Origin of the sequence: Microbulbifer zhoushanensis, assembly GCF_021729055.1 — a bacterium.
Lineage (GTDB): Bacteria > Pseudomonadota > Gammaproteobacteria > Pseudomonadales > Cellvibrionaceae > Microbulbifer > Microbulbifer zhoushanensis.
Window position 1 is genome coordinate 557,262 of the sequence record NZ_JAJSAO010000002.1, and the last position, 24,632, is coordinate 581,893.

Sequence of the window (24,632 nt, forward strand, 5' to 3'; positions counted from 1 at the left end):
CTAGTCGCGGGTTCAAAGTTACCCGGGGAGAACCTATTGAGCCCCAGCATTGAATAAAGTTTCCTGAGCCAGCCAGTTAGAACCGGCCACTGCTGGATCACCTTCAGGCCCTGGAACAACGCCAGCAGCAATGAGGGAAATATTATACCCGCCAGGAAAACAATGGTGCGCCCAGAAACCTGACCAAATTCACGAAACGGAAATCCAGGCCTGTACAAATGATTTAACTTGGTACTAAAGGATCGTCTTGAAACCAAATGTGGTACGAAAGTTCTTTCCATAAAAGTAGATCAAAAAGTTATTTTGTGGGCACAGGAAAGAATTCAATTCTTGGCCCGTCCGCCGATGTTAAGCATGCCGGTTTACAGCGGAGCCTGACGTGCTGCCGTTGGGAGGCCGGCCATTTGCGCTGGCGGATACAGTCGCGCGGTTACAACGCGTCTCTGGTGTGCGGCTGCGCAGGAATTGTCCTGGATTTGCGCGGTACAGCAGGGACACAGATGCTCCCGGTGACCAATTACAGTGCGCTGCCAGGCAAGTTGTAATATCATGCATGCTGCGATCTGGGCGTCTCCTGGTTCGTCTGTTCAGTCGCATTTTCGTCTGTCAGGGAGGCTGCTTGGCAGCTTATATTCTGCCCTGGTGAGCCGCCTGGGATATCGAAGCTGACGGGGATGGGCATGGCAGGGACTGTTCTGTTGCTGCCCGGTGGATCGGGACGGCCTGTTAAAATTCCCGGGGGGGAGAGCCAGGCGATGGCCGGATTGACACTGGTCATAAACGATTAAGATGGCATGAGTATTGTATGCTATCTATGCCCTCCGGCCGCTCCGGTTCCTGCAGAAGCGAACAATACTCAAAGGTTGGATCATAAGTTCTTATAGTTAAGAAAATAGGGAGCTGTACCGCGCTCCCGTGATAATAGCGAATACCCGTCAATTGGATGACGTAATAAGCAAAGGGATCATCATGTACGTAAAGGGAGCTGCTGTAGAGACCGCCCAGGGAACGGATAATTGCAATCTCAAAAAACCTGTCCGCGAAAGACTGCCAGATTTTTTTGTAATCGGTGCCATGAAGTCAGCTTCGACTTCTCTGTATTTCTACCTTGAGCAGCATCCGGACGTTTTCCTGCCGGCCCGGAAAGAGCCAGAGTATTTTTCCTTTCGCTACGGATCCAGCACTGATTACGCCTGGTACCTGTCGTTGTATGAGGGGGCAAAGCCAGGGCAGGTTTGTGGTGATTGTTCGACCGGATACTCCAGGGGGCTGGATGAACACCATGTCCCCGCTCGCATAGCCCGGCAAGTTCCCCATGCGAAAATAATTTACCTGCTAAGGAATCCGGTAAAACGGGCCTGGTCCCATTACGTCCATCGTATGAATGAGCGTGTTTCAAGCGGACAGCCAGTACTGGAATTTGCGGAAGCTGTCCGTGAATACCCGGATATTATCGATGCAGGTCGCTATGCGAAGTGCCTGAGGAAGTACCTTGAATACTTCCCGCTGCGCCAGATAAAGGTTTTTATCCTCGATGAATTATTGGCCGATCCAGGCGCACATGGCAGGGAATTGGATGAATTCCTAGAGGTTGAACATGTACCTGAACGGCAGTTTTCCCGCAGTAATGTCGCAGGACAGTGGAACAAGGAAAAAAAGCTGGCTGCCTGGATGGAGCGGCTTGAGGGCAGTACCTTGGGAAAGGTCATGAAAAAGATCCTGCCCCGGTTTATCCGGTCAAGGATCCGTGGTGGCCTTCGTTCCAGTAAATGGGTCAGGGCTATTGCCGAGAAACGGACAAAGACTGTCGAGTTGCCCAAAGAGCCGCCGCTGGAGTTGCAGGACTGGCTCCGGGGTGCCTACAGGGACGAAATGCGGGCATTGGAGCAGTTACTTGGCAGGCCAATACCATCCAGCTGGCTGGGTGACAGCGAGCATGAGCATCCAAGCGGGGGCGTCAACCCCGGGGAACCATTCTTGCGGGCCAGCTGACAGGAGGCCCGGATTCCCCTGTCGAAAACAGGTTCGCTTTATCCGGACGCGGCCAGTGATAACGATAACTGGCCGATATAGCCCGGAAGCAGCGTTGCCAGGGGCGTGGTAAAAAGCAGGCCGTCGATCAACAGGACCTTGCGCGTAAAGTAAGGCATTGCCACTAGTATGGTAAGGATGCCTGCCAGGAGTTGGGCGGCTGCGGTAGCGCCTACAACATGAGCACTGTCACCGTACCGGAATGCAAGTAGCATTCCCGCAGCCAGGGTGCCGAACTGTATTAGCCTGACGAGGAAAACTCGCCGAGAATCAGCGTTACCTTTCAATACTGGAAGGTAGAGTGCGGTGACAATGAGCCCACCTGAACCCAACGCAATAACAGAGAGGAAATCCGCAACGGTTTTAAACTCTGGCGTGTAAAGTATTTCCACCAGTATTTCAGAACAGTACACCAGCCCAGTGATTACGACGATCGATATCGCAAGGATAGCGGCGCGTATCCTGGCGGACTGGAGCTCGCTGTCATGGTTGCCCTTGTTTCTGCAGTATACCGGGAACAACCATTTCTCACTGAACTCACGTAAAACCATTGCCAGGACAAGACCTATATTCGAGGCAATGGCAAAAAAACCGAGAGCAGTTGGCAGAAGGAAAAAGCTGAGAGCGAGCTTGTAACCATCCCTGATCGCCCAGGTTACGATTGTCGCAGGGAGCATCCACTTGCCATAATCCAGGATTGTCTTTATTGCGCTTCGCTCAAGGCAAATACGATTAGAGATGCCGGGCAGTACCTGGTGTGTAAGGAGTACAGTCAGGCACATGGCGATCGCATTCGCCCATAACACTGATCCCGCATTGGGCCAGAAATAGCACAGCAGGATTGCCACAAGCAATGCGAAGAGTCTCTCCACGAGCACGATGGCCGCAGGACCCGCGGGTCTTACCAACTTTTCCTGCTGAAACACTTTTGTGGACGTAAACCCGGTCAGGAGCGCGGTCAGTGCACATATCCTCAGGTAATTATCGATATTCGCAATTCCCGGGTACAGCCGGTGCACGAAAAAAGAAGCTACGAGCAGGGCCATAGCGACCAGCAGGTACTGCGCGATACGTAGTGTCCAGGCCGTATTGACATACTTCGGATCTGCCATGCCGCGATCATTATTAATGATACTGCCGCGAAGGCCAATTTCGGAGCAGAGCGTAATCAGGCCGGTAATGGTGGAGACGACCAGTATCTCACCAAAAGCCTCTGGAGCCAGGAGGCGGGTAAATATAATAGTAGAAACCAGGCGCAGGAGTATCGACGCTCCCTGGGACGCAAGCACTATGCCGGCGCTGCCTGTGAGCAGGGGGATCGACGCCTGGAGATAGGCAATCCGCCCACGAATCGGTTCTGTCAGCATAAGGACCTGGTAATTCTTTATTGCGGGCCGGTGGCCTGGGTGGTTCCCTTGCCGGGAGGCACTGATTTCGAGGTCATCAGTCGGGATACGACGTAGGGCTTGAACGCAAGTAACGGTCTCTCGATCAAGTGCCAGGAAACGTAAGCAAGGCTGAAGGCCATTAGATACAGGAGGCCGGTATAGAGCATTGTTTCCCGCTGTAGCTCCATGTTTACTTGCAGCAGAAGCCAGGACAATATGTGAGTAGCAAATGCATGATAGATATACAGTCCATAGCTGATTCGTCCTATCAGTCTCAGGTTTCTTGCGCGTAAAAAGTGACTGCCCCTGCTCGCCCCTGGCAAATTCACCAGCAATATAACCACAGTGGCGCAAATGAGAGCGAGTACACTATCGAACAGTGCCAGATAGAGCCGCACAGCGGTATCCTGCCAATACAGGACAAGCAAACCCGATGCCACGATCGCACAGCAAGTGCATGCGGTCCTGATATATTTTTTCATTGGCTGGCGAATCGGCAGCGAGCCTCGCTGGTAGATTGCTGCCAATGCGCCAAGGCACAGCGAATCCATCACACCGGGAAGAAGCATCAGGCCGGTATGTGGGTAACTGGGATCCAGGATAAAGATACAAAATATGCGCCATGCCGGTGCAGCAGCCACCGCGGCGCATAGAACCCAGAAAAGTGTATGCCGGGTCAAAAGTACAGCGAGCAATGGATAGAGCAGGTAAAACTGCTCTTCAATTGCCAGCGACCAGAAATGAGCAGTGGATGGATGGCGTAGTATTGTGCCGGCATCCGTTGTGATATAGCGAACGCCATCCAGGTTGGAAAGATATGCGAAGTGCCAGCCGGAAATATCCCGGAATCCCTGAAAATCGATCAGGTAGAGAAGTATGATTGTCAGGTAGTAAATAGGAAAGATGCGCAGGGTGCGGCTGGCGTAGAATTTATAGAATACCTTTGAGGGAGAGATCCCCCCGGTACTGGCTTTATCCAGATCCAGCAGTAACACGCTGGTGATCAGGAAACCGCTAAGGACAAAAAACAGCCTGACACCAATATGCCCCAGGCCCAGGTGGCTGACAAAATCGAGAGAAGCCGGTCCCAGGCCAAAATGGCTTACAAGCACAAGCAGTATGGCAACACCGCGGAGGCCTTCCAGCTCCGGCACGAACCCATGGGAATTTGCGGCGGTTGGGTTGTTCATGGGGAAAGGTTGTTCGCTTGTGCGGCTACCTGCCGCGGCGGCGTACCAGACGTAATAGTGGCAGAGTGTCCACGAGCTGGCTCACTTTGAATTACCCTGGCGATATGCTCCACATTTCCCGCCCGCAGGATGCCAATATGGTTCCCGGGAACGTCATACACACTCACACTCCGGGTGCGGCCGCTCCAGCCCAGGAAGGTGTCCCCGTGGTAGCCATAAAGTGATTCCCTGTCTGTCGCTTTGAACAGCAGGATATCCAGGTCGAAGTATTCGTCGTGAAAGTGATCCAGTGCACGCCGGCGAGCCTGCTCACGGGGATCGCTTGTCGCCGGGTCTTTCCGTCGCAGGACATACTTGCGTAAGGCTTGCTTGAATTTCCTGGGCAGGCTTGCGGAATCCATGCTTGAGTCAACGCTTCGCGGATACCAGCTATCGAACAATGCAAGCAGGCGTACCTCTTCACCAGCCGCTTGCAGGCGGCGGCCGACCTCAGCGGCTATCAGCCCACCGAAAGATGCACCGCAGAGATAATAGGGGCCCACAGGCTGGTCCGCAGTGATTTCCTCTATGTACCGTTCGACAATCATGCCGAAATCGGTGATTGAAGTATTCTCATCTTCCGTGATGCCGGCAGTGATTATGTTGGCTTCCTCTGGCAGGGCGACTCCGCAGACACGCCAGTCGCCACCCAGTGCATTGGCAAGGTCACGGTACTGCAGGATGCCGTTACAGCAATACAGAGTCCTTGTTGCCTGGCTATTTCGGGTGAGCTCATTGACTACACGCCGGTCGTCTGCGGTTGCGCCACTGTCAATGACGGCGGCCAGCTGCGCAATACTGGGTGACGTCAGCAGGGTGCGCAGTGGCGGGGCGAAGCCATAGGTGCGCGCCACTTCGCTAAGCATGCGGACAGCTTTCAACGAGTTTCCGCCGAGGTCAAAAAAGCTGTCATTAATACTGAAATCCAGCTCGGGAAAGTAGGTGCACCAGATCCGGTAAAGGCACTCTTCAGTCGACGAGGTCGGGAGCGCGGCAACAGTGCCCGTATGTAAAGAGTTCGCCCTGGATGGTGAAGGGAGCCTCTTTCTGTCAACCTTGCCATTAAAGTTGGTGGGCAAGTAATCGAGCGCTACAAAATGTGCCGGAACCATGTAGGCCGGTAGCTGCTTGGCCAATGCCGTTGCCAGCTCTGTCCGGGAAAGGGATATGCCATCTGCCATAACCAGGTATGCAACCAGCTGCGTGGATTTGTTGTCCCCTGGAGACCAACCCGAGACTACAGCCTGCTGAATACCCTCGAAAGACTTCAGGAGCAGCTCAACTTCCTGCATTTCCACTCGATTCCCATCAATCTGGACCTGGAAATCATTACGGCCAAGTAATTCAATATTTCCGTCAGCGTCAAACCGCCCGATGTCACCGATAGCAAAGAACCTTGCCCCGTCGATCATGCGGAATTTATCGCGATCTGTTTCAGGGCGATTGATATATCCGGGTACTACGCCGGGACCGGAGAAATGCAGTTCGCCGGGAGCGCCCAGAGGTACCGGGTTACCATAGGAATCCAGGATCTTTACACGGGTATTGGGGAATGGCTTGCCGACCCGTGTCCGTTGCAGTTTTCGGTCCCTGCGCACCTCGTAGGTGCAGCCCAAGCAGCTGATTTCACTGGAGCCGTAACACACGTAAACCTGCGCCATCGGGAATACAGATTTGGCTCGCTCCAGAAGTTCTGGTGGCACCATATCCCCGCCGCTGATAACAGTCGTTACTCCACGGGTGATTGCTTCGCCATCCCCGTTGTCTTCCAGCGAGTCCATTATCCTCGCGAGCAATGACGGGACGGCATGAATTACGCTCGCGCCTCCAATCGAAAGGCATAGTTGCTCGCTGTCGAGGAAAGCTTCCTTTGAGAGAATCGCTACGCTGCCACCGGCACGGAGGGCGGTTAGCATTTCAAACATGCTGATGCTGAAGGTGCTTCTGGCCATGGAGACGAAGTGGTCATCCGCAGAAAAGCCGTAGCGCTCGATTGCTGCTGAGAGGCAATGGTCCAGGTTGCGATGTGTAGCCAGTATCCCCTTGGGTATGCCGGTAGTCCCGGACGTAAAGAATACGTGGGAATAATCGTTGTAGCTGGCAACAGTTTCCGGGGCCGGGACAGCCTGGCGGGCAGCGAGGTCCTCGATATCGCGGGTGAGAACCGTATGCCTGACCAGCGAATGTATGCCCGCATCACTTTCATGGCTGGTGATGGCAAACCCCAGGTCCAGCTGATCACATACTGCCTGTAGGCGCGCAGCGGGGAATTCTGTATCCAGTGGTACATAAATGGCACCCGCCTTGTGGATCCCGAGCAGGCAGGCGACGTTCAGGTGTGAGCGTTCAATATAAACACCAACGTAATCCCCCCTGCCTACACCGGCCTGTGTTAGTACCGATGCAACCGCATTGGCCAGGTTGTCCAGCTCAGCATAGGAAATCTCCCTGGTCCCATTCAGAATTGCGGTACTGCAGGGATTGGCTTGGGCATGGTCAGCGACAGCCTCAAAGAGCAACGCGCTATTGTGAGATAAACAACAGGGGCTACCGAAATCCGCCTGGATCAGGCGCTCATCCTCACCAACAATATCCAGCGACTCGTGCAGGAACGAGTCGCCTGAACGATGCCGACGCGCGAATGCCGCCACATACGTGTCGAGCCGGGTGACTTCCTCGATCTGCCTGTTTCCGCTCTGTACAAGCCAGCAGGCGTCTGGTGCGCGGTCTGATAACCACAGGACCGGTTGGCCCCCCGCGACAGAGATGAGCTGGCGCAGCGCCGGGGTTTCTGTGCCATAAGGCATCTCCGGGCCGATTATTACGTGTAGCGGCAGCGTTGTTGCTTCACCGGCTGGTGTGACCGGGCGGCGATCCGTTGCGTGCTGTAACTCGTAGTGAATAAGCTCACAGAGCTTGCGGAAATCCTTGCCTTCGATGTCATCGATAACAATCGAGTGGAGCTGGCGCTCAGGTAATAAAGAGCAATGGATAGCCAGCCGGGTGGACCTGTTGAGCCTGAATCCGGCAGCAGCCACAGCTGCCAGGACCATGGCGATGCGCTGGATGGTAGAGTCATATTCACGCAGGAAACTGGCAAAGCTTGCCTCGAGCAGGGTGATGGGATCCGGTATTTCCATGGGCCCCGTCTGCGGCCGGGAACCGGACCGGGTAGCCGAACCGGCCCCGGACCCTTCTCCGGAAACTGTGTCCGGGAGGTCACCGGTAATTTCAATCGGGTAAGCCATAAGCCACATTCCTGTGAAAATATCCTGGACGTCGTCCCTGTCCATCCAGCGCCCCGGGCTGTGCAGGGTGCTGGAACAGCCCTGGCCGCAGCCAGTTATTCTAAGCCCCTGTTCCACGGATGTGGGACGGAGCTGATTACATTTTATTACGGAAAGCCGCCCCCCGGACCTTATGCCGGGCTGCAACGGAAACCGGCTCAGCCGGGGAGCTCACGGGGTAGGGGAACCGGTCAGGCAGTGGCGAGTGCGTCGGTAGCTGAAGCTTTGGCAGATGTTTTCTGCTCCGCAACTTCCGGCTGCTCGGTGCGTTTCACCACAGTGGGCTGCCACTGGTCCGGCATCGCGGCAAAATCGGTCAGCGAAGAAACGTCACCGCGGTTGCGGGCATCCTCAATACGCTGGTAAAAGTTTTTGCCGGTATTCTGGGGGACATCCGTATTCAGTTCGGCACCTTCCTTCCCTCCACGCGGCCGCTCTACATATTCCGGGAACGACATCTGTGATGCCTTCAGGGGGGCATAGCCCTTGCCGAACAGTTGCTTCAACTTGCCGAAGCCATCGTCGTTGACCAGTTGCCGGCCACGGAAATTGACTCCCTTGGACATGGCGTGACCGACAAACCCCTCAAGACTGTCGGTATCAAAGGCAATATGCTGGACGCTGTGGTCACCGTGCAGGTCGACAAATTCCGTAACCTGGCTCTTCTTCTTGCGATCAATGCCTTCAACCAGGACGACCCCAAAACTGTCGAAGTCAATGCACCAGAGTTTCATGCTGCTTTCGGGGTCATCGGGTCGTACATCCGGGACGATCTTGGATACGGTCCCGCCCTCGATTTCGGTGTGGTACCAGCCCCATTTCTCAATCATGCCGGTTGATACGGCATAGGTGATGTGGTCTACGCGGTTGACCTTGGACATTCCTTGTCCCCCAAATTGTGTAAATTTTTAATATGAAAATTCCGGCAGACCTGCCGGGAGACGAATTAATATCATGAGAACTACCGATTAACAATCGATGCTTTCAAAAATTTTAAATCTTGAAAGTGCGATGTAATGGCATAAGGAAAACCATGCCAGCGTGGGTACCGATGTTCCAGATAGTGATAGTCCGTAATAAAAAAATTGTTTAGCAGTCACAGTTATCTGGCACACTTCCTGCTCGAAAATTACCGTGCGTCCCGCCGTTGAAGAGTACCAATTTGGCGCAATTAAAAGCACTGACATAGAGCGGTTGGGGTAATTGGTACGAAAGGTAGAATTCCGCAGATCCGTGCATGATCGTTGGTACCCAAGCTTCATAAAAAGCCGGGAGAATTTCCACTAATTAAATATTTTTGGCGACTAAATCGTGATTTGCACCAGTTTGTGGATTGAATTGGTACGCAGTTTTGAAGGACGATAGGCGCCCCCAGGAAATGCAGGCATTGACGCCAGGCTCCCGGGGGGCAAGAAAAACCGGCGCACACAGGAAAGTGCCCGGTTGACCAATCCTCAGGGGGATAACGTGAACCAGGGATGGATCAGGACGCACCGGCGTGGAATCACCACGCTGTACCGCTTATTCGACCTCTTGCTGGTCCAGGCAAGCCTGCTGCTTGCCTTACAGGTGCTTGGCATCGCACCCAGCAAGGACTGGCTGATCGTCGCGCTTTTTGCGGTGGTCTGCTTCGCCTTTATCGCCGAGTCGGTGGATCTCTACCGGTCCTGGCGCTCGGAGAGTTACTTCAAGATCGTCGGCACCACGGCGGCGGCATGGCTGTCAGTCTGTGTGATCCTGTTGTTTGCCGGTTACCTCAGCGGCTATTACGCAGATTTTCCACCGCGTGCCGTTATTCTCTGGTTTGGCTTCGGCTTTACCGCCCTCACCCTGTGGCGATACGCATTGCGTCGGGTGCTGTTCCTGCTCCGGGCCCACGACAGGAATACGCGTTCAGCGGTGATTATCGGGCTATCAGAAGCGGGCCTGCGCCTGTGGCGGGAAATGGACGAAAACCCGCAGCTGGGTATTCGCTGCCAGGGTATCTACCGGGTTCCCGGTTCCACGGAGAGTGGGTTCGGGGCGGAGGATTTTGATGGCCGCGCGATCCTTGGCGATGTGAGCGACGCAATTGCAAGGGCGCGGGCCAACCGTTGCGACCTGGTCTTTATCGCCCTGCCCATGCACGAAGAGAAGAGGATCGCCGATATCCTGGCCGCGCTGGCTGATACCACCGCGACGGTGCATATGATTCCCAACTTCTTTGTCGCCAACATGCTGCATTCGCGGCTGCACAGTATTGGTGACACCAGCCTGCTCAGTATTTACGACACGCCTATCCAGGGTATCAATGGCTGGATCAAGCGTCTTGAGGACCTGTTGTTGGCCTCTGCCATCCTGGTGCTGGTTTCCCCGGTTTTGCTGGCTGTGGCCATTGCCGTAAAGCTCACATCACCGGGTCCGGTAATATTCAGGCAACGCCGCTATGGGCTGGATGGCAGGACAATAATTGTCTGGAAGTTTCGCACCATGACAGTCCAGGATGATGGCGCCAGGGTAGTCCAGGCTACCCAGAATGACAGCCGTGTGACACCGGTCGGTCGCTTCCTGCGTCGTACCTCCCTCGATGAACTGCCCCAGTTCTTCAACGTGCTGCAGGGGCAGATGTCAATTGTTGGCCCGAGACCCCACGCGGTTGCGCACAACGAGCAATATCGTGGCCTGGTCAGCGGTTACATGTTGCGACACAAGGTGAAGCCGGGGATTACCGGTTGGGCCCAGGTCAACGGGTGGCGCGGTGAGACCGATACGGTGGACAAGATGAGCAAGCGTATCGAGCACGACCTGGATTACATCCGCAGGTGGTCGCTGCTGCTGGACCTGCGCATCGTCCTGATGACGATATTCAAGGGCTTCGGCGGCAAGAACGCCTACTAGGAATGCACCGGCAAGCTTCCCGGCATCGAATGGAATCACAATGGGCTTGAAAGGAAGACTGTAAATATGAGCTCGGTGAAAGGAAAAATGGCGCTGGCACCATTAGCGGTGGCTGTGGCATTGGCAAGTGAGACGGGCTTTGCGGCCATCAACCTGGGTGGCGGCACAACCCTGACTGCCGGTATGCGTGGACAGGTGATCTATGACGATAACCAGTTTGGCCTGGCAGAGGACCCGGTGGAAAGTATCCGCACCGTAGGCGCTCCGTACGCACAACTCTCAAGAGAGTCGTCGGCGCTGGGTTATGGGCTTTTCTATGAAGCGCGTGCGGGTGAGTACGCGACGCCAGATACTGAAGGCTACCTGGACCATGTGGCCTCTGGCGACCTGCAGTGGCAGCCGGCTTCGATATTCCGTACCTCGATCAGGTTCGATTACAGCGACCTGCACGAGGATCTCGGAATCGATGCCCTGTTCTCGGATGATTTAGAGCCCGGGGCGGTACCGCTGCTGGAGCCGGGACGCAACCAGCGTGAATCCGTCAGGGGAAGGCTGGAGCTGGGTGGCAATGACCACCGCCTCGGCGCGGCGCTGGCCCTGGGGGTTGTGGATGAGGATTTTTCCCAGGACCTGAGGGATAGAAAAGGAAAGCGTGCCGGCCTCGAGCTGGGGCTCGCTATTTCAACATCGGCGCGCCTGGTGGTCGGTGCCGCGCGGACCGAGCAGGAATACGACCTGGTGCCCGAGGCAATTCCCCTGCAAAGCAATCACCAGGACGAGCATGTGGTGGGTTTGGTTTTCCGGTCCAGCAGGACCTCCCTGGATGTGCGTGTCGGTGAGGTTGAGAAAGACTTCGACGATGTACGGCGCTCTGACTATAGCGGTGACCTCTGGCGTGCGGGCCTGACCTGGCGGCCCCGGTCCTACAGCACCTTCTCCTACACCACTGCACAGGTGCCGCAGGAAACCCAGGATTTTGCCCGCGCAGATTTTCTTGAAGTGCGCTCCCATACCCTGTCGTGGGGGCACCAGTGGTCAGATCGATTGAGCAGCTCGCTCGCCTACGGCACCTCTTCACAGGCGCCCCGGGGCGGCACCGGCAGCGACACGGTGGACAGTCGTCGCTACGGGCTCAGGCTGGACCTGGATGTGAATCGCCATCTGGTTGTCGGCATCGCTGCCAGCAGCGTCCGGCGACAGCCGGGTAATGGCCTCGAGGGCATCGACAGGAACCAGCTGGCACTCACCTGCACAGTGGAAATCTGATCCCGGTAACAGGAAATGCGGCCTCCGGGTTTCAAGCGAAAATATGGAAGTGATGATGAGTAGACGTTTGCGGCCATTGGTCGTCGTACTGTGGCTGGCGCTGCTGGCCGGGTGCGCATTGGCCAGTCAAGCACTGGCGCAGCCCGGGACGGATCCGGACAAGTATCGGCTGGGCCCGGGCGACCGTATCCAGGTTTCCGTTTACGGGGAAAACGACCTGAGTATGGAGATTCTCCTGAATGACAGCGGGGTAGTGAACTACCCGTTCCTGGGTGAAATCCTTATCGGCGGCCGTTCGGTCAAGGAAGTGGAGAAGATCCTGCTGGACGGCCTCAAGGGCGACTACCTGATCAACCCCAGCATCAGCGTCGCCATTGTGGAGTACCGCCCCTTCTATATTTATGGGGAGGTCCAGGTACCCGGCGGCTACCCCTACCAGCCGGGCCTTACGGTGGGCAAGGCGGCAGCCCTGGCCCAGGGGCTCACCGAGCGCGCCTCGGAACGGAGAATTTATATCGTGCGGGAAAGCGCGGGCAGTGATCAGCGGATCGAGGCCAGCCTGAACACGCAGTTACGGCCCGGCGATGTGGTTACCGTCGAGCAGGGATTGTTCTGAATATGACAGCAGCCAATATGAACCCGGAATCCGGACAGTCGGGATCAATCGACATCCTCTATTACGTCCTGTTGCTCCTGCGCAGCTGGTGGAAAATTGCCCTGGTGGTGATTCCGGTGACCGCGGTGGCCTTCTATTTTGCATGGAAGATGCCGGTGCGCTATGAGGCGACAGCGCGACTCATGTTCGACCCCAACCAGGCTAACCTGGTCTCAATCCGGGATATTTACGATTTCGGTACCCAGCGCCGGGAGTTTTTCCTGACCCAGGCGGAAATCCTGCGCTCCCGGGGCATCGCCGAGCGGGTTGTGGAGGATCTCGACCTGGTCAATTACCGGGCATTTACTGACGAGGAAAAGAAGCCGGGTCCACTGGAGCGGCTGCTGCCCGGTTTGTTTGGTGATGAATCGGCTGATGAGGAGGAGCTGGACCCGGCTGAGCAGCGCAGCAGGCTGGTCCGGGTAGTACAGGCGGGCCTTACCGTTCGCCCGATTCGCAACACCCAGCTGGTTGAGCTCGGTTACCAGGCGGTTTCACCGCAGCTGGCGGCCGCAGTGCCCAATGCGGTGGCCAATGCCTACGTGGAGCGGCAGATGGAAGCGAAACTGGATGTCACCCAGCGTGCTACCAGCTGGCTCAACGAGCGCCTTGCGGGGCTACGGGAAAAACTCGAGGAATCGGAACGCCGGCTGCAGGCATTCCAGCGCCAGGAAGGCCTGGTAGACGTGCAGGGTGTGCGTGGCCTGGCCGAACAGGAACTCAATGACAACCTGAACCAGCTGCTGGAGGCGCGCCGTGAGGCCAAGCGCCTGGGCGGTATCTATCGCAATATCCGTGCACACAGCGGGGATTTCGAGGCGCTGAAAAACCTGCCGGAAGTCATGAATCACCCGCTGATCCAGAATGTAAAAAGCGTGGAGATCTCCGCGGCCCTGGGCGTTTCCGAACTGGCGCAGCGCTATGGCCCCAAGCACCCCCGCATGATCGCCGCGCGGGATGAGCTGGACTCCGCCCGGGCGCAACTGCGCCAGGAAGTGGCCAACCTGGTGCAGAGCATCGAGGGTGATTACCGCGTGGCGCAGCGCAAGGTGGCAGAACTCGAGAGCGCACTGTCTGCAAACAAGGTGGATATCCAGAGTGTTGCCGATAAGGAGATCAAGTACGACGAGCTAAAGCGCGATGTCGAGGTCAACCGGCAGCTTTACAACACCTTCCTTACCCGTTTCCGCGAGGCCAGTGAGGCCACCGGCTTCGAATCACCGGCAGCGCAGCTGGTGGAACCGGCGATACCGCCGGAGTACCCGGTAAAATCCAAGAAGCGCCTGATCGTGCTGGCGGCGTTTGTCCTGAGTGGCGGTTTTGCTGCCGTCGCGATCCTGGCACTGGACTTCTTCCGCGCGGGAATCCGTTCCGCGGACGACGTGGAACAGAAACTGGGGCAGACCCTGATCGGCCAGCTGCCGCTGGTAAAACCGCAGGGCAAGGGAGGCCTGCCGCCGAAACTGTTTTTCGATCCGCAGCAGAGAGAGTACACCGAGGCAGTCCGCACCCTGCGTACGGGCTTGCTGTTGGGGCGGGAATCGCTACCGGCGAAAATTGTCAGTATTACCTCTTCCGCCCCGGCCGAGGGCAAGAGCACAGTGGCCGAAAACCTGGCCTTTGCCCTGAGCCAGGTGGAGCGCGTGGTGCTGATCGACACCGACCTCCGCTGCGCATCCCTGTCGGCGCATCTCGGCCTGCCCCCGAGCAAGCCCGGCCTGGCAGACATCCTCAGCGGCAGTTTTTCCCTGGAGGAATGTATCTCCCACGATGCGGATACCGGCCTGGATATCATCGGTGCCGGCAAGCTTCCCGGCGACCCACTGCGCATACTGGGTTCCCGCCAGTTCAGTGCCATGCTGGCGGAACTGGCCAATCGCTATGACCGGGTTATCCTGGATACCCCGCCAGTGATGGCGGTGAGCGACCCGCTGGTGGTTTCAAAGCTCGCGGATTCGCTGCTGTACGTGGTCAAGGCAGACGCGACCCACGCGCGGGTAGTGCGTCGGGGCCTGGACAAAATGCGCTCACTGGGATTGGTGGTCGACGGTGTAGTGCTCAACCAGGTGGATACCCGCAAGCTGGCCGGTTACGACGAGGGATATTACGGCGGCTATTATGGTGCCGCGCAGGGGGCTGCGGCCACATGAATGCGGCGCTGATCGACCTGCACTGCCACTTCCTGCCCGGTGTGGATGACGGGGCCAGGACCATGCTCGAGGGGCTCGCGCTGGCCCGGGACGCCGTGGACGACGGTATCGGTTTTGCGATGCTGACCCCCCATATTCACCCCGGCCGCTACGACTCTGACATCCACGCACTTACCGCCGTGTTTCGCCGGTTCAGCGCCGCCGTGCGCCATGCCGGCATCCCGCTGCGGCTGGGCCTGGCGGCGGAGGTACGCCTGACCGATGAACTGCCGGCACAGGTGCGTGCTCGTCAGGTGCCCTACCTGGGCCGCTGGGATGGCGAACGGGTACTGCTGCTGGAGATGCCCCACAGCCATATTCCCCCGGGAACCACCGCCCTGGTGTATTGGTTGCGCAGCCGCGGCATACGCCCGTTGATTGCGCACCCGGAGCGGAATCGGGATATTCTCCGCAGCCTGGACAAGCTGGACCCGCTACTCGAGGCCGGATGCCTGCTGCAGGTGACCGCCGGCGCACTGTGTGGGCGTTTCGGCGATCGCCCCGAGCGCCGCGCCCGCCAGCTGGTAAAGCGGGGGCTGGTCACCGTGCTGGCAACCGATGCGCATCACCGCGTGCGCCGACCGCCGCTGCTGCAGGAGGGCAGGGCGGCCGCGGAGAAACTGGTGGGTGCGGAACATGCACGCATGCTGGTGCGCGACAACCCGGCCAGGATCCTCTCCGGCGGCCTGTCCCAGTCACGGCCCGTACCGCCGGGGCCACTCCCCGGCCAGCCACATCTTGTGACCGCCTGAGATTCCCGGGCGGGAAATCAGCTGCCCGGCAGCAAGCGGGCGAAATTCTCGCCGGTGGGATAGCGGCTCGCCGACCAGCCCAGCCGCACCACCACCGTATCGGTGGACGGGGAGATCATCACCCGCTGCCGGCGGTTGCCCTGCATCAGGAACACGTCTTCCGGCAGTTGCGGGTAGCGCGGTGAGGCGCCGCCGCGGTTGAGCCAGAATTGGTAACCGTAGCGCGGTTCGTTGTCACTGCCGTTCGGGGTTGCCGCGCGCGCGACCCAATCCTCGCTGAGCAGCCGCTGGCCGTTCAGCTCGCCCCGATTCAGCATCAGCTGGCCCAGGCGCGCCCAGTCCCTTGCCGAGGCGTAGATATAGGAGCTGCCCACAAACACGCCGCTCGGATCCATTTCGAACACCGTATGTGCCATGCCCAGCGGCTGCAGGATTTCATTGCGGAAAAAGTCGAGGTTCGCCTGCGCACCGCCGAGCCGGTCGTGCATCCAGCGGGCAATCAGGTTGGTGGTGCCGGAGGAGTAGGAAAAGTGGCTGCCGGGGTCGAGCGCCGCCGGGCTGGCCAGGGGCAGGTCAGAGGCGCTGTGCGCATTGAACAGCATCTCGGTGGCATCGCTGCCCGGTGCGTAGGTCTCGTCGAAAGCCAGGCCCGAGCTCATCTGCAACAGATCCTCCATTGTAATCCCGGCCCGTTCGTCGTCCTGCCACTGGCTGAATACCGGCGTCGCAGTGGTATCCGCCAGCCCCAGGTGCTCCAGCCGGCCCAGCATGATCGCGGTGAGGCTCTTGCCCATGGACCAGCCCAGCAGCGGCGTCTGTGCATCGATGCCCGGGCCGTAGGCCTCCGCCACCAGCCTGCCGCCCTGGACCACCAGCAATGCGCGCGTCTGCAGCCCGGCCCGGTTGTCCGCTGCCAGCATGGCCTCCACCCGCTCCTGCAGGACCGGATCGATGGAGGAGACCGAAGAGCCCAGCGGCCATTCCTCGCCATTGGTTTCCACCGGCGTTACCCGCACGCGATCGAGCGGCCCCGTGTCACCGATATCCAGCGTGCAGCCCAGCCCCTCGCGATAGATGGCGCTGGTGCGTCCCATGCCCAGCAGGGTGGCGCTCACGCGGTCGTCGCCGTATTCCAGCTCCAGCAGGCGGTTGGCCGGGGAGTAGGAGGCCAGGTCCTCGACAATCCGCGAGGGCTCGAAACCGGAGATAAACCGGCCCGAGCAGGCCAGCTTGGCCCCCATGCCCGTGGCGACGCGCACGGCGTCATCCAGCTGCGCGACCGAGAAACCCAGCAGGCGTGGCGCCAGCAGTGCGGCCACCAGCAGCAGGGCCGCAACACCCCCCAGCAGGATCAGGCTGATTTTTTTCACGTTCATTATTGTTGTGCTCTCCCGGTCACCACCCGCAGCGGATGGTGGGTTATGACTGATTGGGGCGATTCTAGCCGCAACTGCCAACGGGCGCTGGTCAGTTTGGGTCGCGCCGCGCAGGTCGGGCCGCGCAGGTCGGGCCGCGCAGGTCGGGCCGCGCAGGTCGCGCCGCGCAGGTCCGGGCCCCCAGTTCGGGGCAGGCTGTCCCGTACGTCCTGCCGGTGCGCGCCCGGCGACACTAGAAATAGGGCAGCCCGGCAGGAGCGTACGATTGGGCTGCGCGCCCCATTTTCTCCGAAAATGTGGGCATAAACGGTGAAGATGCAGGCTATAGCGGGCAATTTGACTGAAGTTCAAGCCCGCGTCGCGACGGCGCAGGGGGCGCCGCTTGACATTAGTTACACATGCAACTAAGTTCGTTGCACCTGAAACTAATCAGTCCGCCGCCACACCCGCATGGCGGCACATAAAGTGAGAGATAACGGAGGAACACATGGCCGATTTGTTTGAAAACCCGATGGGCCTCGACGGCTTTGAGTTTGTCGAATTTACCGCGCCGGAGAAAGGCATCCTCGAAACCGTATTTACGGCCATGGGCTTCTCCAAGGTGGCCCGCCACCGCACCAAGGACGTCGAGCTGTGGCGCCAGGGTGACATCAACTTTATTACCAACTACGAGCCGGGCAGCCACGCCGACTACTACGCCCGCGAGCACGGCCCGTCCGCCTGTGGCCTGGCCTTCCGCGTGAAGGACGCCACCTTCGCCTACAACGAGGCGATCAAGAAGGGCGCCCAGCCGGTGGAAGTGGAAACCGGCCCGATGGAACTGCGCCTGCCGGCCATCAAGGGTATCGGTGGCGCCACCCTGTACCTGATCGACCGTTACAAGGAAGGCGAGTCCATTTACGACATCGACTTCCACTGGCTGGAAGGCGTCGACAAGCATCCGGAAGGCTGCGGCTTCCATACCCTGGACCACCTGACCCACAACGTCTATCGCGGCCGCATGGACTACTGGGCCAAGTACTACGAAGACCTGTTCAACTTCCGCGAGATCCGCTACTTCGACATCAAGGGCGAGTACACCGGCCTGCTGTCCAAGGCCATGACTGCGCCGGACGGCAAGATCCGCATCCCGCTGAACGAAGAGGCAGCCGGTGGCGGCGGCCAGATCGAAGAGTTCCTGATGAAGTACAACGGCGAGGGCATCCAGCATATCGCCTTTGCCTGTGACGACCTGATCAAGTGCTGGGACCGCCTGAAAGAGCAGGGCATGGAATTCATGACCCCGCCCCCGGAAACCTACTACGACATGCTGGAAGAGCGCCTGCCGGGCCACGGCGAGCCGACCGAAGAGCTGAAGGCCCGCGGCCTGCTGCTGGACGGTACCACCGAGGGCGGCCAGCCGCGCCTGCTACTGCAGATCTTCTCCGCCAATATGCTCGGCCCGGTGTTCTTCGAGTTTATCCAGCGCAAGGAAGACGAAGGCTTCGGCGAGGGCAACTTCAAGGCACTGTTCGAGTCCATCGAGCGCGACCAGCTCAAGCGCGGCGTGATCGGTGACAAGAAAGAAGACAAGCCGGAGGCCTAAATGGGCATCAAGCGTATTCACCACGTGGCCTACCGCTGTCGCGACGCCAAGGAGACCGTGGAGTTTTACCGCGATCTCCTGGGCATGGACTTCCAGCTGGCCATCGCCGAAGACAAGGTTCCCTCCACCGGGGAACCTGACCCGTACATGCACATCTTCATGGATGCGGGGCAGGGCAACGTCCTGGCGTTCTTTGAGCTGCCCAACTCCCCGGATATGGGCCGCGACCAGAACACCCCTATGTGGGTGCAGCATATTGCGCTGGAAGTGGAGAGCATGGACGAGCTGCTGGCCATGAAGCAGAAGCTCGAGGATGCGGGAATCGATGTGCTCGGGCCCACCGACCACACCATCTTCAAGTCCATTTACTTCTTCGACCCGAACGGGCACCGTATCGAGCTCGCCGCCAACACCGCCGAGCCGGGCATGCACGAGGAGCTGAAGCGGGTAGCGGAAGACATGCTCGAAGAGTGGTCCCGCACCAAGAAGGCACCGCGGCACGCCGCCTGGATGCACGGTGAGGGCGAATTCAATCCGAATACAAAAGGGGAGGCACAGTGAAGTTAGCCAGCCTTAAATCCGGCCGCGACGGCAAGTTGGTCGTGGTCTCCGAAGACCTGTCCCGCATGGCGCCGGCCGGTGATATTGCACCGACCCTGCAGGCCGCACTGGACAACTGGGAGCAGGTTTCCGGCAAGCTGGAAAAACTGCACGCGCAACTGGAAAGCGGCGAAGTGGCCGGCGAGGCCTTCGACCAGGCCCAGTGCCACTCACCGCTGCCGCGCGCCTACCACTGGGCCGATGGCAGCGCCTACGTCAATCACGTGGAGCTGGTACGCAAGGCCCGCGGTGCGGAAATGCCCGAGAGCTTCTGGACCGACCCGCTGATGTACCAGGGCGGTTCCGACACTTTCCTGGCTCCCCGTGAGCCGGTGAAAATGCCGCAGAGCGAGGGCTTCGGCATCGACTTCGAGGCCGAGATCGCCGTCATCACCGACGACGTGCCCATGGGTGTTTCCCCCGAGGATGCACTCAAGCACATCAAGCTGGTAATGCTGGTGAACGACGTTTCCCTGCGCGGCCTGATCCCGAACGAACTGGGCAAGGGTTTCGGCTTCTACCAGTCCAAGCCGTCCAGCGCCTTCTCGCCGGTGTGCGTCACCCCGGACCAGCTGGGTGACAGCTGGAAAGAGGGCAAGCTGCACCTGCCGCTGGTATCCGAACTGAACGGCAGCAAGTTTGGTGAGCCGAATGCCGGCGTGGACATGACCTTCCACTTCGGCCAGCTGATCGCCCACGCCGCCAAGACCCGCCCGCTGGGCGCCGGCACCATCATCGGTTCCGGTACCGTGTCCAACAAGCTGGACGGCGGCCCCGGCAAGCCGGTCAAAGAGGGTGGTGTTGGCTACAGCTGTATCGCCGAGATCCGCATGATCGAGACGATCCAGGACGGCAAGCCCAGCACCTCCTTTATGGGCTTCGGGGACAGGATTGCCATCGAGATGCTGGACGACAAGGGCCAGTCCATCTTCGGTCGCATCGAGCAGACGGTGGAGCAGGTGTAACAGCCTCGCTTCACCGGATAAAAAAGGCCACCCCGCGGGGTGGCCTTTTTTGTTTGGCGACGGCTCTATTCTTTGGGGGTAGGCTACCGCGTCATTTTGATCATCACATCAAGAATCTTCCGGGCCGTCTTGCCGTAGGGCGGCATCAGCATCTTCAGCGGATCCAGCGGCCCCTGGTAAAACACCGGGCGCAGTTTGGAGAAGGCGATAAAGCCCTCGTAGCCGTGGTAGTGCCCCATGCCGCTGTCGCCGACGCCGCCGAACGGGATATCGTGCTGGGCCACATGCAGGATGCAATTATTCACCGTGACGCCGCCGGAAATCACCCGCTCGACATAGTAGTCTGTCAGCGACCTGTCGTCGGTGAAGGGGTACAGGGCCAGCGGCCGCGGCCGCGCGTTGATGTAGCGCGCCACCTCCTCGCGGTCCCGGTAAGTCTTGATCGGCAGCAGTGGGCCGAAGATCTCACGCTGCATCACTTCCATATCGTCGGTGACATCCAGCAGCAGGTGCGGCGGAAACTTGCGCAGTGGATCATCGCGGCGGCCCTGCCCGTTGGAAAGGTCGATGGCCGTTGCCCCTTTTTGCACGGCGTCATCCAGCGTTGCCCAGAGACGGCGGTAGGCGTTGTCGTCGATGACCGAAGTGTAATCCTCGCTCTGCAGGTCCGGGTACCGTTTCTGCACCAGCAGCCTGGCCTTGTTTACAAAACTGTCGCGCGAATTTTCGGGTACAAACAGGTAATCAACCGTGGTGCAGATCTGGCCGGCGTTCAGCAGCTTCCAGAACATGATCCGCTCGGCGGCGGTATTCAGGGAAAAGTCCGGGCCGATGATCGCCGGCGACTTGCCGCCCAGTTCCAGGGTTACCGGCGTCAGGTTGTCAGCGGCCGAGCGCATGACCGCGCGACCAGTGGCCGTGGAGCCGGTAAACAACAGGTGGTCGAATTTCAGGGTGGAGAAAATAGGGCCCAGGCTGCCGTCATCATCGGCAATGAACGTGAGTTTTTCCGGCGGGAAGTAATCACCGCTGATCCGCTCCAACAGCGCCGCCAGTTTGCAGGAGTTGTAAGACATCTTCACCATGGCACGGTTACCCGCGGCAAAGATACTGGTGAGCGGGGCGAAGGCCAGGTTCACCGGGAAGTTCCACGGCACAATGACACCCACCACGCCCAGCGGCTGCGGGATCACCCGGTTTTTCGACAGCGGGTAATTGAGCATGGGGGTGTGGCGGCGCTGGGGCTTCATCCACTTCTTCAGGTTCTTGATGGCGTCCTTGATGCCGTCGAGGGCCACGTAAACCTCACAGAAGAGGCTTTCCACACCGGAGCGATTGCCATAGTCGTCGCTGATGGCCTGCACGATTGCGTCCTGGTGGTCCCGCAGCATCCGCGCCAGGGTCTTCAGGTCGCTGACACGAGAGTCGTAATCCGGCGCCGGCTCCTGCAGGTAGGCGTTGCGCTGCTGCTCCAGGAGGGCCTGCAGCATCTCCCGCTGCCGGGTTTCATCTACCTCGGGTAAAGTCAGAGTGTCCGTATTCATGGAAGCTTCCCGGAAAAGGGCCGGCAAACCGGCCTGGTGGAATTTCGCGTGTCCAGTCCCCGTCATCGAATAGCCACAGGGGCAGTGAGGGATTGTAGGCGCTGTGCATGCGGGAGCCAATGTGGTTCGGCGCGCCATGCCCTGTAAAGGTGCAGTTTTATCACCGTGCCCAGCGCGATGAGCTTTTATGGTGCATAGTGGCCGGGCGTGATCAGCCTGCTTTGCCGGAACGATAAGAGTGAAGCCTGATAACAGGCATACTGATCTGGTCACCATCGACTTGCAGGCAGTTCCCTTGCGATTTTCCAGCCAGTTGGCACGCCGGTTGCTCATTGCACGTCGGTATAAAAATTATGTGAATTCAATCGTGTTTCCTATTTGTGGCCGGTCACCCTGTGGGGCCCGGCAGCGCGGCTCCCGGCCCGCGCCCACAGCCAGGCTGCCGCAAGAGCAGCGCGGGACACGCTACCCCAACCACGAGAACCCATGGCCAGCGGCCGTCCCTACGGGAACGGCCGCTGGCTGCTTCAAGGAAAAAGATAAATGAGCAGAGTAATTACCCCGACCCTACTCGCGAGTGCCATTGCGGCCACGGTTCCGGCAGCGTTCGCCCAGGACACTGAAGGCAAGCGCCTGGAAGAGGTCACGGTGACTGCGCAGAAGCGCGCGGAGAGCCTGCAGGACGTGCCCATCTCCGTGGCGGCGCTGTCCGGGGAGCGTTTCGACAGCATCTTCTCCGCCGGCGACGATATCCTCGCGCTGGCGGCGCGGGTGCCCAACCTGTACGCGGAATCCTCCAACGGCCGCGCCGCACCGCGCTTCTATATCCGCGGCCTGGGTAACTCCGACTTCGACCTGGCCGCCTCGCAGCCGGTATCCATCATCTTCGACGAGGTGGTGCAGGAAAACGTGGTGCTGAAGAGCTTCCCCATCTTCGACGTGGAGCAGGTGGAAGTGGTGCGCGGCCCGCAGGGCACCCTGTTCGGGCGCAACACCACCGCCGGTATCGTCAAGTTCGACAGCCGCAAGCCCACCTGGGAGACCGGGGGATATACGAAGGTAGCCGCCGGTGGGCTGGGTACTGCGAATATAGAAGGCGCCGTGGGTGGCAGCCTGGTGGACGACAAGCTGGCGGCACGGGTGTCGTTCCTGCGCCAGGAGCGCGGCGACTGGATCGACAATACCTATTCAGGTGGCCCCAGCGGCACCGGCGAGGAGGAGGCCATGGGCGGCTTCACCGAGCTGGCCGGCCGCGCCCAGCTGCTGTGGACCCCCACCGATGATTTCTCCGCGCTGCTGAATGTGCACCAGCGTGACCTGGACGGCACCGCCAGCATCTTCCGCGCCAATATCCTCGAGCCGGGTGCCGAAGGCAAGCTGAGCGATAACTTCGACCGCGATTCCGTCTACTACAACCAGGGCGACAACAACCCGCAGCAATACGAGAGCGCCGGCTCCTCCCTGAAACTGGAGTGGGACCTGGGCGACGTGATCCTCACCAGTATCTCCGCCTACGAGGGCGCCGACGGCCTCAGCAAGGGCGATATCGACGGCGGTGTGGCCGGCGACGGCCCCGGCTTTATTCCCTTCGATGCGGTCACCGAGGACCAGGCCGATGTCTCCCAGCTGACCCAGGAAGTGCGCCTGGCCAGCAATACCGCCAGCCCGCTGCAGTGGCAGGCCGGTGGCTTCTATTTTGATTCCGAGCTGGACGTCACCAGTATCGATGGTTTCTTCGGGGCCACCACCGTCAGCCACGGCAACGAGTCCTGGTCGCTGTTCGGCCAGACCTCCTACGACTTCACCCCGGCACTCACCGGTACCCTGGGCCTGCGCTACACCTACGACGAGAAGACCCTGGTGGTTGGGCAGCAGAACGTGGACGGCTTCGCCCTGCTGATCGGCGCCGCCGCCGTGCAGGACTACGAGCCTGTCAGTATCGATGACAACCAGCTGAGCTGGGAGAGCAGCCTCAACTACCAGCTGGATGACTTCTCCAGCCTGTATGTGCGCCTGGCGGAAGGCTTCCGCGCGCAGTCGATCCAGGCCCGCGACGTGGCCTTCGAGGGCAGCCCCTCGGTGGCGGACTCCGAGACCATCACCTCGTTCGAGGTGGGCTACAAGGCCGACCTGCTGGAAAACACCCTGCGCCTGAACAGTTCGGTGTTCTACTACCAGATCGACGACATCCAGCTGACCGCCGTCGGTGGTGGTGGCAACTTCAACCGCCTGCTGAACGCCGACAAAGGTGTGGGCCAGGGCTTTGAGGTGGACCTGGAGTGGGTGGCCACCGACAACCTGCTGGTCACCGCCGGTGCCGGTTTCGCCGATACCGAAATCCAGGATGCCGGGCTTACCACCGCGCCCTGCGGTTCCGGCCAGTGCACTGTCACCGACCCGCTGACCGCCGACGGCCTGGCGCTGATCGACGGCAACCCGTTCCAGTCCGCGCCGGAAACCATCTACAACTTCACCCTGCGCTACAGCCAGCCCGTGGGCACCACCGGCGAAGTGTTCTTTTACACCGACTGGGCCTACCAGGGGGAGACCAGCCTGGCGCTGTACGAGGCGAAGGAATACACCATCGACGGCCAGTTCGAGGGCGGCCTGCGCGTTGGCTACACCAGCTTTGCCGGCGACTATGAAGTGGCCTTCTTCGGCCGCAACATCACCGACGAGGAGAACATCAAGGGACAGATCGACTTCAATAACCTGACCGGCTTCGTCAACGACCCGCGTATCCTGGGCGTGGAGTTTAATAAAAACTTCTAACCCGGATATTGCGCCAGGGGCCACAATGACCGTGCCTGTGCAGTCATCGTGGCCCCTATGAAAGCGGGTAGCGGACCTGTAACTTGCGCGCCTACATAGGCAGATAAGAGAGATAC

General features: G+C 59.3%; 16 protein-coding genes. 10 read left to right on the plus strand and 6 right to left on the minus strand.

All coding sequences use genetic code 11. The features are described 5' to 3' along the window. Positions 1 to 969 precede the first annotated feature (969 nt). A complete protein-coding gene (locus tag LVD10_RS06135; RefSeq protein WP_237062433.1) occupies positions 970 to 1,992 on the plus strand; it encodes a sulfotransferase family protein in 1,023 nt (340 codons plus the stop codon). A 38-nt stretch (positions 1,993 to 2,030) separates the two neighbouring features. On the opposite strand, the gene LVD10_RS06140 is transcribed toward LVD10_RS06135, so the two are convergent. The 4 genes from LVD10_RS06140 to LVD10_RS06155 form a co-directional block, all read right to left on the minus strand. After that, entirely contained in the window at positions 2,031 to 3,398 is a 1,368-nt protein-coding gene (locus LVD10_RS06140; RefSeq protein ID WP_232940479.1) for an oligosaccharide flippase family protein, read from the minus strand. 17 nt (positions 3,399 to 3,415) lie between these two features. After that, positions 3,416 to 4,609, minus strand: a complete 1,194-nt coding sequence (locus tag LVD10_RS06145; RefSeq protein ID WP_237062435.1) for an acyltransferase family protein — start codon at positions 4,607 to 4,609, stop codon at positions 3,416 to 3,418. After that, positions 4,606 to 7,788 (minus strand): AMP-binding protein, encoded by a 3,183-nt coding sequence (locus LVD10_RS06150; protein WP_237062437.1) that lies wholly within the window; start codon positions 7,786 to 7,788, stop codon positions 4,606 to 4,608. Before LVD10_RS06150 ends, LVD10_RS06145 begins: the two co-directional genes overlap by 4 nt. Before the next feature lie 338 nt (positions 7,789 to 8,126). Next, on the minus strand, positions 8,127 to 8,816 hold the full coding sequence (locus tag LVD10_RS06155) for a VOC family protein (protein ID WP_232940482.1): 690 nt from the start codon (positions 8,814 to 8,816) through the stop codon (positions 8,127 to 8,129). Between the two features lie 562 nt (positions 8,817 to 9,378). On the opposite strand from LVD10_RS06155, the gene LVD10_RS06160 reads away from it, so the two are divergent. The 5 genes from LVD10_RS06160 (at position 9,379) to LVD10_RS06180 (ending at position 15,674) form a co-directional block, all read left to right on the plus strand. Then, positions 9,379 to 10,812, plus strand: coding sequence for an undecaprenyl-phosphate glucose phosphotransferase (locus LVD10_RS06160; protein ID WP_237062439.1), 1,434 nt, complete (start codon positions 9,379 to 9,381; stop codon positions 10,810 to 10,812). A gap of 66 nt (positions 10,813 to 10,878) precedes the next feature. Then, positions 10,879 to 12,078 carry an outer membrane beta-barrel protein gene (locus LVD10_RS06165; RefSeq protein ID WP_232940486.1) on the plus strand — a complete coding sequence of 400 codons (1,200 nt, stop codon included), beginning with the start codon at positions 10,879 to 10,881 and terminating at the stop codon, positions 12,076 to 12,078. A gap of 55 nt (positions 12,079 to 12,133) precedes the next feature. Beyond that, positions 12,134 to 12,694, plus strand: coding sequence for a polysaccharide biosynthesis/export family protein (locus tag LVD10_RS06170; protein WP_232940488.1), 561 nt, complete (start codon positions 12,134 to 12,136; stop codon positions 12,692 to 12,694). A gap of 2 nt (positions 12,695 to 12,696) precedes the next feature. Next, positions 12,697 to 14,883 carry a GumC family protein gene (locus LVD10_RS06175; RefSeq protein WP_237062441.1) on the plus strand — a complete coding sequence of 729 codons (2,187 nt, stop codon included), beginning with the start codon at positions 12,697 to 12,699 and terminating at the stop codon, positions 14,881 to 14,883. Beyond that, positions 14,880 to 15,674, plus strand: coding sequence for a tyrosine-protein phosphatase (locus LVD10_RS06180; RefSeq protein ID WP_232940492.1), 795 nt, complete (start codon positions 14,880 to 14,882; stop codon positions 15,672 to 15,674). The genes LVD10_RS06175 and LVD10_RS06180 overlap by 4 nt, the downstream gene beginning before the upstream one ends. A gap of 17 nt (positions 15,675 to 15,691) precedes the next feature. On the opposite strand, the gene LVD10_RS06185 is transcribed toward LVD10_RS06180, so the two are convergent. Then, positions 15,692 to 17,050: a serine hydrolase domain-containing protein gene (locus tag LVD10_RS06185; RefSeq protein WP_232940494.1), complete on the minus strand. Its 1,359-nt coding sequence runs from the start codon at positions 17,048 to 17,050 to the stop codon at positions 15,692 to 15,694. A gap of 487 nt (positions 17,051 to 17,537) precedes the next feature. Between LVD10_RS06185 and hppD the strand changes: the two genes are divergently transcribed. Genes hppD through LVD10_RS06200 form a run of 3 tightly spaced genes read left to right on the plus strand, consistent with a single transcriptional unit; the run spans position 17,538 to position 20,200 of the window. Continuing rightward, complete coding sequence (gene hppD, locus LVD10_RS06190) at positions 17,538 to 18,635, plus strand: 4-hydroxyphenylpyruvate dioxygenase (protein WP_232940496.1); 1,098 nt, start codon at positions 17,538 to 17,540, stop codon at positions 18,633 to 18,635. Further along, positions 18,636 to 19,196: a VOC family protein gene (locus tag LVD10_RS06195; protein WP_232940498.1), complete on the plus strand. Its 561-nt coding sequence runs from the start codon at positions 18,636 to 18,638 to the stop codon at positions 19,194 to 19,196. Continuing rightward, a complete protein-coding gene (locus LVD10_RS06200) occupies positions 19,193 to 20,200 on the plus strand; it encodes a fumarylacetoacetate hydrolase family protein (RefSeq protein WP_232940499.1) in 1,008 nt (335 codons plus the stop codon). Before LVD10_RS06195 ends, LVD10_RS06200 begins: the two co-directional genes overlap by 4 nt. 83 nt (positions 20,201 to 20,283) lie before the next feature. Here the strand turns inward: LVD10_RS06200 and LVD10_RS06205 are convergent, their stop codons facing one another. Further along, positions 20,284 to 21,744, minus strand: coding sequence for a coniferyl aldehyde dehydrogenase (locus LVD10_RS06205; RefSeq protein ID WP_232940500.1), 1,461 nt, complete (start codon positions 21,742 to 21,744; stop codon positions 20,284 to 20,286). Positions 21,745 to 22,287: 543 nt separating this feature from the next. On the opposite strand from LVD10_RS06205, the gene LVD10_RS06210 reads away from it, so the two are divergent. Further along, positions 22,288 to 24,516 carry a TonB-dependent receptor gene (locus tag LVD10_RS06210; RefSeq protein ID WP_232940501.1) on the plus strand — a complete coding sequence of 743 codons (2,229 nt, stop codon included), beginning with the start codon at positions 22,288 to 22,290 and terminating at the stop codon, positions 24,514 to 24,516. Positions 24,517 to 24,632 lie beyond the last annotated feature (116 nt).